Annotated in this window: 12 protein-coding genes; all 12 read left to right on the top strand. The window is 61.4% G+C overall.

Translation table 11 applies throughout. From position 1 onward, the window contains the following. Window positions 1-64 precede the first annotated feature (64 nt). The 12 genes from Q1K29_RS07390 to Q1K29_RS07335 all read left to right on the top strand — a co-directional run bounded on the left by Q1K29_RS07390 (window position 65) and on the right by Q1K29_RS07335 (window position 12624). Window positions 65-1600, top strand: coding sequence for an alkaline phosphatase D family protein (locus Q1K29_RS07390; RefSeq protein WP_300392751.1), 1536 nt, complete (start codon window positions 65-67; stop codon window positions 1598-1600). A 29-nt stretch (window positions 1601-1629) separates the two neighbouring features. Further along, window positions 1630-2757 carry an Sb-PDE family phosphodiesterase gene (locus Q1K29_RS07385; protein WP_300392748.1) on the top strand — a complete coding sequence of 376 codons (1128 nt, stop codon included), beginning with the start codon at window positions 1630-1632 and terminating at the stop codon, window positions 2755-2757. A 323-nt stretch (window positions 2758-3080) separates the two neighbouring features. Beyond that, a complete protein-coding gene (locus Q1K29_RS07380; RefSeq protein WP_300392745.1) occupies window positions 3081-4202 on the top strand; it encodes an acyl-CoA dehydrogenase family protein in 1122 nt (373 codons plus the stop codon). A gap of 14 nt (window positions 4203-4216) precedes the next feature. After that, the gene (locus tag Q1K29_RS07375) at window positions 4217-5473 is read left to right on the top strand and encodes an acyl-CoA dehydrogenase (RefSeq protein ID WP_300392743.1); all 1257 of its coding nucleotides are present in this window, start codon (window positions 4217-4219) and stop codon (window positions 5471-5473) included. Then, complete coding sequence (locus tag Q1K29_RS07370; RefSeq protein ID WP_300392740.1) at window positions 5470-6246, top strand: SDR family NAD(P)-dependent oxidoreductase; 777 nt, start codon at window positions 5470-5472, stop codon at window positions 6244-6246. The genes Q1K29_RS07375 and Q1K29_RS07370 overlap by 4 nt, the downstream gene beginning before the upstream one ends. An 11-nt stretch (window positions 6247-6257) precedes the next feature. Next, window positions 6258-7055: an enoyl-CoA hydratase-related protein gene (locus Q1K29_RS07365; protein ID WP_300392737.1), complete on the top strand. Its 798-nt coding sequence runs from the start codon at window positions 6258-6260 to the stop codon at window positions 7053-7055. Window positions 7056-7218: 163 nt separating this feature from the next. After that, on the top strand, window positions 7219-7461 hold the full coding sequence (locus Q1K29_RS07360) for a hypothetical protein (protein WP_300392734.1): 243 nt from the start codon (window positions 7219-7221) through the stop codon (window positions 7459-7461). Continuing rightward, on the top strand, window positions 7458-7730 hold the full coding sequence (locus Q1K29_RS07355; protein WP_300392732.1) for a hypothetical protein: 273 nt from the start codon (window positions 7458-7460) through the stop codon (window positions 7728-7730). The genes Q1K29_RS07360 and Q1K29_RS07355 overlap by 4 nt, the downstream gene beginning before the upstream one ends. Next, window positions 7723-9420 carry an amidohydrolase family protein gene (locus tag Q1K29_RS07350; protein ID WP_300392729.1) on the top strand — a complete coding sequence of 566 codons (1698 nt, stop codon included), beginning with the start codon at window positions 7723-7725 and terminating at the stop codon, window positions 9418-9420. The genes Q1K29_RS07355 and Q1K29_RS07350 overlap by 8 nt, the downstream gene beginning before the upstream one ends. Next, complete coding sequence (locus Q1K29_RS07345; RefSeq protein ID WP_300392726.1) at window positions 9417-10379, top strand: alpha/beta hydrolase; 963 nt, start codon at window positions 9417-9419, stop codon at window positions 10377-10379. The genes Q1K29_RS07350 and Q1K29_RS07345 overlap by 4 nt, the downstream gene beginning before the upstream one ends. Then, window positions 10376-11896, top strand: a complete 1521-nt coding sequence (locus tag Q1K29_RS07340; protein WP_300392723.1) for an FAD-binding protein — start codon at window positions 10376-10378, stop codon at window positions 11894-11896. The genes Q1K29_RS07345 and Q1K29_RS07340 overlap by 4 nt, the downstream gene beginning before the upstream one ends. Window positions 11897-11916: 20 nt before the next feature. Beyond that, window positions 11917-12624, top strand: a complete 708-nt coding sequence (locus Q1K29_RS07335) for a helix-turn-helix domain-containing protein (protein ID WP_300392720.1) — start codon at window positions 11917-11919, stop codon at window positions 12622-12624. The last annotated feature ends 3 nt before the right edge of the window (window positions 12625-12627 follow it).

The following is a 12627-nucleotide window of genomic DNA, read 5'->3' as shown; positions in this document are numbered from 1 at the left end:
CGCCGGCAGGACAACCCCTCCCTGCCGGCGGTACCCCCTTCACGCCTGACGGAGTTTCGAGACCATGTTTACCCGCCGCCTGTTTCTCGCCTCATCCAGCGCCGCGCTCTGGGTCCCGGCACTCGCCCGTGCGCAGTCTTCAAAGTATCATTTTACTCTGGGCGTGGCGTCGGGCACGCCACGAGAGACCAGCGTGATCCTCTGGACGCGCCTTGCGCCTGATCCGCTTAATGGCGGGGGTATGGCACCCGGCCTTGTCGATGTTCGTTACCGGGTCTGCAATGACGAGGCGATGCGCCAGGAAGTGAGAGCCGGGCTTGTCTCGACATCCCACCTGAAGGCGCACGCCGTTCACGTCCGTATCGATGGGCTCGAGCCGGGAAGGGAGTACTTCTATCAATTCTATTTCGGTGACGACGAGAGCCCTGTCGGCCGCACCAAAACGACCGACGGGAGGGCGAAAGAGGCCCGCCTGGCGCTTGCCAACTGCCAAGCCTGGGAAACTGGCTATTATGCGGCCTATCGCGATCTGGCCGAGTGGGCACCCGACGCGGTCATTCACGTTGGCGATTATATCTATGAAGGCGGTGTTTCCACGCTTGGGCCGGTTCGCAGGGACTATGGCGGCGTAACGCTGGATTACACGGTTGTCCGTCAGCACAACAGCGCCGAAATCACGACGATCAACGACTACCGCAACCGGTATGCGCTCTATCGCAGTGACCCGCACCTGCAGGCCGCTCATGCCGCCGCACCGTGGATCGTCGCCATGGATGATCACGAGGTCGACAATAATTGGGCGGGCCTTGTTCCCCAGGATCCAGGCAAGCAGAGCGACCTCGAATTCGCCGTACGCCGTCAGGCCGCGTTTCAGGCCTTCTACGAGCACATGCCGATCGAAATGCCGCCCAATCTGATGCGCCTTGGTGGCGAGCTGCAGATGTATGGGGCGTATCGCTTCGGTCCGGCTCAGGTGAACCTGCTCGATACACGCCAGTACCGCTCCGATCAGGTCTGCGGTGACGGGTTTCCCGGAGACCCACCGTGCACGGCGCTGGATGATCCCGCCCGTACGATGACCGGCAAGGTTCAGGAGGCCTGGCTGCTGGAGCAATTGCGCAAGAGTGATGCCCGCTACAATGTCCTGGCCCAGCAAACCTGGTTCGCACCGTTTGACTATGTTGATGATCCGCAGAGCCGTAAGCGCAACATGGACCAGTGGGATGGGTACCCCGTCCAGCGCCAGCGGATCATCGATGCGCTTGCGAATGATGTTTCCAACCCGGTGATCCTGAGCGGTGACTGGCATTGTGGCGCAGCCATGACCGTTCATCGTGATCCTGATGATCGTTCAACGCTGCCGGTCGCGCAAAATTTTGCCGCGACCTCTATTTCGTCAATCTGTTCCTGGCACGGGCGTATCGACGAGGCCCGCGATGCCAACCCTCATGTGAAATACGCAAACGGTACCGACCGCGGTTACCTGCGCTGCGTAGCCGGTGCCCGCGACTGGACCGCCAGTTTCCGCACGGTGGCAGACGCGGCCGATCCGGATTCACCCGTTTCCACGGACGCAGAGATGACGCTCCGGGACATGTAATCGCTCACAATCAATCGAGGACACCCACCATGCGTATCAAGCTTCTGATGGCCGCCGCTATCGCCCTGCACATTTCCCCGGCCTTCGCGCACGAGCGCGCTGTAGAGTTCCCTGAGACCGAAGACGGTCGTGTCATTCTTGCTGCCGACCTGCATACGCATTCGGTGTTCTCCGATGGCGAGGTCTGGCCATCCATCCGCGTGAAGGAGGCCCAGCGTGACGGACTAGGACTGCTGGCCGTCACCGAACATCTTGAGCACCAGCCGCACAAGGCAGACATCCCGCATCCTGATCGCAACCGCTCATATGAGGTTGCACGGGACACGCTGGAGAAGTCCGAGGAGGACGGACTGATGCTGATCAACGGTGCGGAGATCACGCGCAACCAGCCACACGGGCACATCAACGCCGTCTTCCTGGATGATGCCAATGCGCTTCTGGTTGATGATCCGCGCGAGGCGATCAAGGCAGCGAATGACCAGCAGGCCTTTGTCTTCGTCAATCACCCGAACTGGATTCCGCATGCACCAGATGCGATTGCTCGTCTGACAGACTACCAGCTGGGCCTGATCAAGGAGGGCCTGATCCATGGCATCGAGGTTGTGAACGGGACGCTCGACGGTCATTCTGAACATGCCCTCCAGCTTGCGCTCGAGCATGGTCTGACGGTGATGGGGACGTCCGACATTCACGGTCTGGTCGACTGGACGCATGAAGCCGGTCATGGCGGGCACCGTCCGATGACACTGATCCTCGCTAAAGCACGCACCAAGGAGGCGATGAAGACGGCTCTCTTTGCAGGTGACACGGTTGCCTGGTCCTATGACGACCTGCTCGGCCGGCCGGAAAATGTCGAGGCGCTTGTCCGTGCCTGTCTCAGCCTGGAGACATCCGGATATCCGGATGAAACCTCCGTGCTGCCGGTCGAGATCGTCAACGAGTGCCCGGTCAGTTTCACCCTGAACAATGTGGGTGACGCCACTTTCCAGAATGTGGGTGACCTGGTCCATGTTGATCGCAACGGTTCGTTCACTGTGCAGGTGCGGACGGGTGCTGTCAGCCCTTCCATTGCGCTGACCTTTGAGGTCCTGAATACACAGATCGGTTTCCGCAAGGCGCTTGAACTGACGCTGGATATGCAGGTCTCAGGGCAATAAGACCGCACACTTCTGTGCCTAGGGGCTGGCGGCCTGGATATCACGCGGTCAGCCCTTCTCTGATTTCTTGTTTGCCTTTCTGCATGCGTGAAGGCGGATCGGTGTGGTTCGGGCGTCGCTTTTGGTGCGGCCCCTCCCGGCTTTGCTCATTCTGGCCACTATCTGCCTGCTCCGGCGATCCGGGCGGGTGACGCGGGGAAATCGTTGCCGACATATGCGGCAAGGTGGCAAGGTTCCCGGCATACGCCAGAAACGACATGGCTGAGCTGACATGCACCCATGGCTCATGGGTGACTGTGGTGCAGGCTCGGGAGGAAAAAAGAATGAATCTCGATTTTTCGGATGAGCAGAAGCAGCTGCGCGATCAGGTGCGCCGCTTTCTAGGTGAAAACTGTCCACCTTCGGTGGTGCGAAACATCCTTGAGGGTGAGCCGGACCATGATGCCGGGCTGTACAGGGGGCTTGCCGAACTCGGCGTGCTGGGCGCTGCCATCCCTGAAGAGTATGGCGGGGTTGGGCTCGGTCATCTGGAGCTTTGCGTCGTTGCGGAAGAGTTGGGGCGCGTCCTGGCGCCCGTTCCCGTTGCGTCCTCGATCTACCTCACGGCGGAATGTCTGATGCAGGCTGGGTCAGAGGAACAGAAATCAGAGTGGCTCCCGCGGCTTGCCGCCGGCGAAGCGATCGGATGTTTTGCGCTCAATGAGGGCCGTGGCCGCATGCGCGCCGAAAAGGTTTCCGCGCGGTTCGAGAACGGCAAGCTTACGGGGGTCAAAGCGCCTGTCGCCGATGGGGCGATTGCCGATGTCGCCATTGTCGCGGCGCGCGAGGCCGAGGGGGTGACGCTCTGCCTTGTCGATCTGAAAGCAGACGGCGTGAGCCGCGAAGCGCTGGAGTCGATAGATCCGACGCGCGCGCAGACGCGGCTGAGTTTTGACGGGGTTCCTGCAAGCCGGATCGGCGGGGCGGGCGATGGCTGGCATATCGCGTCGCAGGTCATGGACCGCGCGGCGATCCTGATCGGTTTCGAACAGTTGGGCGGGGCAGATCGAGCCCTTGAAATGGCCCGTGACTATGCGCTCGAACGGATGGCATTCGGCCGCCAGATCGGCTCTTTCCAGGCGATCAAACACATGCTGGCAGACATGTATGTCTCCGCAACGCTGGCCCGGTCGAACTGCTATTACGGCGCTTGGGCGCTGGCGACGAGCGCGGCTGAACTGCCGGTTGCCGCAGCGACCGCGCGTGTCTCGGCAACGACGGCGTTCCAGCACTGCGCCAAGAACAATATCCAGACCCATGGCGGCATGGGCTTCACCTGGGAATATGACTGCCACCTCTATTACCGCCGGTCGAACGCGCTTGCGCTCGCGCTGGGCTCGCTCTCGACCTGGGAGAGCCTGCTCATCGAGCGGATGAGTGCCGGCAATGTGGACGCGGCAGCGTAAAGGGAGACAGGACGATGGACTTTCAGGACACACCCGAAGAAGCAGCCTTCCGCGCGGACGTTCGCGACTGGCTGGATGCGAATGCGCCGAAACATCTCGAACCTGAACTCAAGCGCGCGAGCTTCGGCTCCAGCGGCCTGACCAGCGAGGATCCGATCGAGGCCGGAAAGGCCTGGCAGAAGAAGAAGGCCGAAGCCGGCTGGGCCTGCCTGCACTGGCCGAAGGAATATGGTGGCGGCGCACGGTCTGCCATGGAGCGTGTCATCTGGGGGCAGGAGGAAGGCCCGTATGCCGTGCTGTCCGGCCCGTTCACGATCGGCCACGGCATGTGCGGTCCCACGGTGATGGCCTGGGCAAACGAAGAGTGGAAGGAGAGGCTTCTGCCACCGCTTGCGAGTGGCGAGGAGATCTGGTGCCAGCTCTTTTCCGAGCCTGCCAGCGGGTCTGACCTGGCCGGGCTGCGCACGCGCGCCGTGAAGGCCGATGACGGGTCTGGCGACTGGATCATCAACGGCCAGAAGATCTGGACCAGCGGCGCCCAGAACTCCGACTGGGGCCTGCTCATCACCCGGACCGACCCGGATGTGCCCAAGCATAAGGGCCTGACCATGTTCTTCCTGCGCATGGATTCGCCCGGTGTGAAAGTCGTGCCGATCAAGCAGGCCAATGGCGCGTCGGGCTTCAACGAGGTCTACTTTACCGATGTCCGCATCCCGGATGACCAGCGCCTTGGCGCTGTGGGTGAAGGCTGGAAGGTCTCGCTCACCACGTTGATGAATGAGCGCCTGTCCATTGGGTCAGGCATGTCGACCGGGTTTCCTGAACTCTTCCGCTTCTGCATGGAGGCCGAGGTCGATGACGAGCCTGCGGTTGCAGACTCCGCGGTGCGATCGAAGCTCGCCCAGTTTGCCGTCAAGCAGAGCGGTCTGAAATATACCGGCATGCGGGCCATCTCCGCGCTCTCGAAGGGCGAGACGCCTGGTCCGGAGAACTCCATCGGCAAGCTTGTTGCCGGTGCGACCATGCAGGAGCTCGCCATGTTCGCGCTCGATCTGCAGGGCGAGTCAGGTGTGCTGTGGGACGAGGACAGCCCCCAGAACGGGCGGTTCCAGTCCATGCTGATGCGCTCCCCGGCGACGCGGATCGAGGGCGGCTCCGACGAAATCCTGCGAAACATCATTGGTGAGCGCGTGCTTGGGCTTCCGGGGGATATCCGCGTGGACAAGGACGTTCCGTTCAAAGACATTCCGACAAGCGGGCGCAAGAAATGACAGACTATCCTCTTCCCAATAATTCGACCGACTTGAGTGGGCAGACGGCCTTGGTGACAGGCGCCTCGTCCGGACTCGGCCTGCGGTTCGCGAAAGTCCTCGCCAGTCAGGGCGCGAAAGTTGCGCTGGCCGCGCGGCGTCGTGACCGTCTCGAAGCGATTGCGCAGGAGATTCGCGATGCAGGCGGCGAGGCCCTCGCCGTGGAAATGGACGCGACCGATGCCGACCAGCTGAAGGCGGCTGTCGCGAAGGCTGAAGCCGAACTCGGCCTCGTCACGATCCTCGTCAACAATGCTGGCATTCCGGATGCCCAGCGGGCGCACAAGATGGAGATCGATCTCATCGACCGCGTGCTCGATATCAATGTCCGGGCGCCTTTTGTCCTGAGTTGCGAGGTTGCCCGCCGGCTTATGGCAGCCGACCAACCGGGACGTATCGTCAACATCGCGTCTTCGGCGGCCTATCATTATGCCGGTGCGGGGGCTGCCCTCTATTCTGTCTCGAAGGCTGCAGTCGTGCGCATCACAGAAGCGCTCGCCGTCGAATGGGCCGGCAAGAACATCAACGTCAATGCCATCGCGCCCGGTGCGTTCGAGTCCGAAATGATGGATGGCATGCTGGAGCGGATGGGCGATATCGCTCAGCATTTCCCTCGCAAGCGGATCGGCAACCCGGCCCAGCTCGACTCCACGCTGCTCTATCTGGTCAGCCCGGCCTCCGATGCGGTGACCGGTACGAGTATCCGGGTCGATGACGGGCAGGGCAGCCGGTAGGGAGCGCAGAAATGTACGATTACAAGACAATAGACGTGGATGTTCGCGGCAATGTTCACTGGCTGACCCTGAACAGGCCGGACATGCTCAATGCCATCAACACAGAGATGGCTGGCGAACTCGCCGACTATTTCGGCAAACTCTATCATGACCGTAGCTGCCGTATCGTGGTGATGAAGGGAGCGGGCCGGGCCTTCTGCGCCGGCCTCGATATCAAGGCACGTGAGGACGGCGGTGAGCCGCCCTTTGGTGGCGGGTTCGGTTTTCAGGGCTACCTTGCCGATGTCTATGTGAAGATGCGCCGGTGCCCGCAGCCGATCATCTCACTGGTGCAGGGGCCCGCCTGTGGCGGCGGGTTCGCGTTCGCGCTGGCGTCCGATATCCGGATTGGTGGCGAGAGCATGAAAATGAATGCCGCTTTCATCAAGCTGGGCCTCTCGGCCTGCGATATGGGGGTGAGCTATTTCCTGCCGCGGCTGGTCGGGGTGACGATCGCCTCTGAACTGATGATGACGGGCCGCTTCATTCATGCCGAGCGCGCGCTGGCCGTCGGGCTGGTCAACCAGATCGTACCGGATGATGAACTGGAAGCGGCCGGACAGGTGTTCGTCGACGAAATGCTGGCGACCTCGCCGATGGGGCTTCGCCTGACCAAGGAAGGCCTCAACATGGCGGTGGATGCCGCCAGCCTCGAAGCGGCCATGGCGATAGAAAACCGGAACCAGATCCTCTGCTCGAAAACCGAGGATGTTAAGGAGGGCATGCAGGCCTTTCTCGAGAAGCGCAAGCCGGTCTACCGCGACGCCTGAGGCCGCAAGCAAGCCATCCTGGCAGGCGGACAAGTAGAGGCCGCCACAGGATGGCCGTCCCTTTCGGTTGACCGCCATCCAGGCCGCACGATAAAAATCATAACATGTTCCAAAACGGTGCCGGGCATGGTAAGGTCTCCAAAATAACGGATGGGAGGTCCTTATGAGTGTTTCCGAGCTTTCGCCTGTGCGGAAATCAATTCTGCCGACGGGTGACGACACCTGGGCGACGATTGCGCGGCGTGAACTCGCTGACCGGCCTGAAGACAAGGCCGTCTCGGATTTACAGAGCTGGAACCTGCATGTGTTCATGCGGGCCCCGGCGCCGGAGACCAGCCCGCGCGCGGGCAATCAGGTCCTGCCAAGTGATGTGATCTTTGTCGAACCTCCGCTCTCTGACGCATGAGCGGGGCGGTCATCAGTCATGTCCAGATCGCCGCGGCGCATGACGGCGTGGCTGAACTCATCGTCACGCTCGAATTCGAGAATGGCGGACGCTCGCTCGTGACGCTTGACGAGTTCGCCACCCGCAAGCTGTTCGAGGCCAGCGGAACCGAGACCCCTGAAGCCCTGACCGGGCTCGGCTGGGAGCTCGTGCGTGACGCTCTCGCAGCATCGTCTGCCCGCTACCTGACTAATAAAACTTCAAACCAAGGAAACGCCCCGCATGTATGATCTCATCATTCGCCAGGGAAATGTGGTCGACGGCTCCGGCCTGCCGGCCTACACCGCAGACATCGCGGTAAAGGACAATCGTATCGCGCGCATCGGACGCATCGCGGAAAGCGCGACGCGTGAAATTGACGCCGAAGGCAAGATCGTCGCGCCGGGTTTCATTGATCCGCATACGCACTTTGATGCCCAGCTACTCTGGGACGGCTGCGCCAAGCCTGCGCTCTCACACGGTGTGACGACGATTGTTCCCGGCAACTGCTCGCTCTCGCTCGCCCCTCTCAAACCGGATCACCGGATGCGGCTGGTCGGGATGTTCAACCAGATCGAGGAAATGCCCTACAAGGCGTTCCGCGAAGGCGTTGTCTGGGACTGGGAGACGTTTGCGGAATACATCACGCGCATTCGCAAGGGGCTGGCGATCAATGTCGCGCCGCTTGTCGGTCACAGTGTCATCCGCCTCTGGGTGATGAATGATGCCGCAACCGAACGCACGGCAACCGATGAAGAACTCGCCGAGATGCAGGACGTCCTGCGCGAATGTCTCGATGCAGGCGCTGCTGGCCTGTCGACCAGCTATGTCGACATGGACGAGACGCTGCAGCCCGTGCCGAGCCGCTATGCCGATGCCAGGGAAGTGGAGGCACTGGCTGAGGTTCTCGGCGAATATGGGCGGATGCTGCAGATCGTGCCGGAGTTCTACGATCCCGACCTGACCATTGCCCGGCTCGACCAGCTGGCCGAGTTGTCGATCAAATACAGCATTCCGACGACCTTCTCCCCGCTCTTCGTGAATTCGGACAATGTCGATGCAGTCGACAAGGTGATGGACCGTGTCGATGAGCAGTTCGCGCGCGGCGCTCGCGTCTGGCCGCAAGTCCAGACACGTCCGATCGACATTTCATTCTCCTTTGCCGTGCCGAGCCTGCTCTTCATCCGCATCCCCGGCTGGTACCGGGTCATGCGCTTCGGCACGCATGAGGATATTATGAATACCTTCTCGGATGCCGGGAAACGCGAGGCCCTTATCGAGGAAGCGAAGGTCTACAATGACCTCTGGCCGATCCTGGTCCTGCGCCAGGTGAAGACCGAGGCGAACCAGAAATATGTCGGCAAGACGCTGGGCGAGATCGCGAAAATGCGCGACACCACGCCGGTCGAGGCCATGATCGACCTCTCACTCGAGGAAGGCCTGGACGCCCACTTCCTGGCGGCCAGCATGGGCCACAATAATGATGACAAGGTTGTCAGCCTGCTGAAGCACCCGCGCGTGCATATCGGGGCGAGCGATGGCGGGGCGCATATTCTCTCCTTCTCGACCTATGGCGATACGGGCTATCTCCTCGCGCACTTCGTGCGTGACCTGAAGACGATGCGGCTTGAGGATGCGGTGAAGAAGGTCACCTCCGACACCGCCTCCATCTGGGGCATTCCGGAACGAGGGCTCCTTCAGCCGGGCTATATCGCCGACATCGCGATCTTCGATCCGGAAACCATTGACCGGGGCGTGGAGAAATTCGTGCAGGATGTACCCGGGGATGGCAGCCGCTATGTGCGTGACTCCCATGGCGTCGATACGGTCATTGTCGGTGGCGGCATCGCCTGGTCGGCCAAGGAAGGTTACCAGGAAGCCCGTGGCGCTGTCCTGCCCGGTGAAAAAGGAAGCCAGCCTGAGCTGGTGGCGGCCGAATGAGCTGGCCGGGCGTTACGCAGCGCCGTGTTGCAACGAACGGGATCGAGCTGAATATTGCCGAAGCTGGCGAAGGGCCGCTCGTCCTGCTCCTGCATGGCTTTCCGGAGTCGTGGTACTCTTGGCGTCATCAGTTCGCCCCGCTTGCAGAAGCGGGCTATCATGTCGTCGCACCGGACATGCGCGGCTATGGCAAGAGCGACAGGCCACAAGAGATCGAGGCGTACAATCAGGTTGAGGTCCGCAAGGATGTTATCGGCCTGATCCCGGCGCTTGGTTATGAGCAGGCGGTGGTCATCGGCCATGACTGGGGCGCGCCGACAGCCTGGGCTTGCGCCTTGCACCATCCTGACAAGGTCCGCGCGGTCGGTGCTCTGTCGGTGCCGTTCATGCCGCGCTCTCCGGTTCAGCCGATGCCGGCCATGCGCGAGATGTTCAAGGGACAGTTCTTCTACCAGCTTTACTTCTTCGAGCCGGGTGTGGCGGAAGCCGAATTCGAGGCGGATATACGCACAGCGCTCAAGAAGTTTCTGGTCATGGCGGGCGGAGAGACCGACCTCACCACATTGGCGCCGAAAGGCCCCGATGACGACATGTTCTCTAGCCTGCCGGACCCGGAAACGCTGCCGGGCTGGCTGAGTGAGGCAGACCTGGAATTCTATACCCAGGAGTTCACCCGCTCGGGCATGCGCGGGCCGCTCAACTATTACCGCAATCACGATCTGACCTGGGAGCTTACCAAGGGCGCCCCGGAGCATATCGACCAGCCGGCCTTCTTCGCCGCCGGGACCAATGACGGGGTGATCCTGATGGCTGCCGAGGCCTATCAAGCCATGCCTACCTATGTGCGCGATCTCAGGATCAATGAGCTCATCCCGGGCATCGGTCACTGGACCCAGCAGGAAGCCCCCGAAGAGGTCAACGACATCATTCTGAAGTTTCTGAAGGAGGTTGACGGATGAGTGACGAGGTTCTCGTCATTGGCGCCGGGATTGGCGGGCTTTGCACGGCGCTCTCGCTTGCCCCGACAGGGCGCCGGATTACCCTCCTCGAGCGCGATCAGGCGCCGCCGGGCGACGATCCTGATACCATCTTCCTCGACTGGCATCGCCAGGGGGCCGGGCATGTGCGTCAGAGCCATGCTTTCCTTGCCCGGTTGCGGACCATCATCAAGCGGTCGCATCCGCGCCTGCTCGACGACTTGAAGATGCTGGGCGTGCGTGACCTGACCTTCGACATGATGCTGACCGAGCGCCAGCGTGAGGCCTATGAGCCTGAGCCTGAAGATGCCGATCTCACCATCATAACGAGCCGGCGAACGACGCTTGAGCTTGCCATGCGCCGCTATGTCGAGACGCTCGACAATGTCACCATCAGATCCGGCTTTTTCGTGCGTGAACTGCTGACACGGCAGGGCGAAGACGGGGTCACGGAAGTGCTGGGTGTTAGCGGGGAAGAGCAGGGCGAGCCGGTAAAACTGGAAGCCGACAGCACAGTTGATGCAAGCGGCAAGTCCGGCTTCCTGATTACCAAATTGATGGATGACGGAGCGCCCATCGCCGAGGAAAGCGAGACGGCCGGAATCCTGTACTTTACTCGCCACTACAGGCTCCTGCCCGGTGTGGAAGAGCCGTCGCGGTCTGATAATCCGCCCGCCAGTGGCGATCTCGGCTATCTGAAGTTCGGCGTTTTTCCGGGCGATAATGGCTGCTTTTCGATCACGATTGCCGTGCCGGAGATAGAGTTCGAGCTGCGCAAGGCGATACTCAATCCGGACACGTTCCATGCGATTACCCTGGAGCTTCCCGGTCTTGCCCCCTGGACGAATGCGGAGCGGTCGGAACCCCGTGGAAAGGTCTATGGCATGGGCGACCTGATCAGCCGCTGGCGGGACATGATCGCTGACGGCAAACCGGTCACGCGAAACTATTATCCGCTGGGCGATACGCTTGTTCGGACCAATCCGCTTTATGGTCGTGGCTGTTCATTTGCGGCTGTCAGTGCCGAGGTGTTGCGTGAAACTCTTGAGGAGACACAAGACCCCGTTCAGCGTCAGATCGATTATCACAGCCGGCTGCGCCGTGAGCTGAGGCCATACTATATCAACCAGCGCGCCCAGGACCGTTCGGCCATCAAGCGTGCCAAGGAGGCCCTGACGCCGGACTACCGCAAGAGCTGGCGCGGCAAGATGATTGAAAGCTTCTTCGATGATGGTGTGCGGATTGCCCTACGCTCTGATACACGCCTGCTGCGCCAGGCGATGCGCGGGTTTCACATGCTCGAGCATCCGAACAAGTGGCTGGGGAAGCCGGGCAATTTCGGTAAGGTGCTGTATTACTGGTCGCGTGGGAAAAAGCGTAATGCTGAGGCCTATCCGCCCAGTCCGGGGCCGGCCCGAAAGGAATTGATGCAAGGGCTGTCCATCAACTACACGGCCGACATTGACCGGCTCGCCGCCCAGCGTCAGACCACTCCCTGATGCCGGGGAGGACAAGTCTTTTGGATGAAGCGATCAGCAAACGCGAGCAGGCAAAGGCCGAACGGAGACTCCGTATCGTCAAGGCGGCCCGCGACCTGATCCGCGAAACCGGGGACACTGACCTGTCCATGCGGGCGCTGTCGCAGCGTGCGGATGTCAGCCTCTCCACCCCCTACAACCTCTTCGGCTCCAAGCGGGCAGTGGTGCTCGCCGTGTTCGAGGATGAGCGAGACTTTACGGAACGATTCCAGCGCCTTGAAACGGCCAACAGCATAGACCGGATCTTCGCCGCCCACGACCTCGCTTTCGGATATTATACGAGCGACCCTGATTTCTATCGAACGATATGGCGCGCGCTTCTCAATACGAGAGGGCAGGAGGAGACAGGGCTGGCTTCGCCGGAGCGTCTGAAGCAGATGCGGGCGATCTGGTATGGGCTGGTCAACTCCGCCGGGGAGGAGGGTTATCTCGACAAGGATATCCCCGTGGACATGCTGTTGCAGTCCATGGCCCATCTGAGCGGCGGCGTTCTCCTGTCCTGGGCCATGGGCAGCCTGCCGACCGAAGCGCTGACTTCATCAGTGGGGATGGGGTATGCGCTTTGCCTGCGCGGCGCTGCGACTGAAACCGGGCGACCCCTGCTTGATGTGCATCTCGGCCAGTATTGCCGGGAGCAGGACAGTTTCCGCTCCAGGGTCAGTGTCAGCCGCATCTCCGAAACCATGTGAGCC

It is taken from the genome of Henriciella sp., from assembly GCF_029937755.1.
In the GTDB taxonomy this organism is placed as follows: Bacteria; Pseudomonadota; Alphaproteobacteria; order Caulobacterales; family Hyphomonadaceae; genus Henriciella.
Note: the sequence above shows the minus strand (reverse complement) of the source record. Positions and strands in the feature narration are given on the sequence as shown.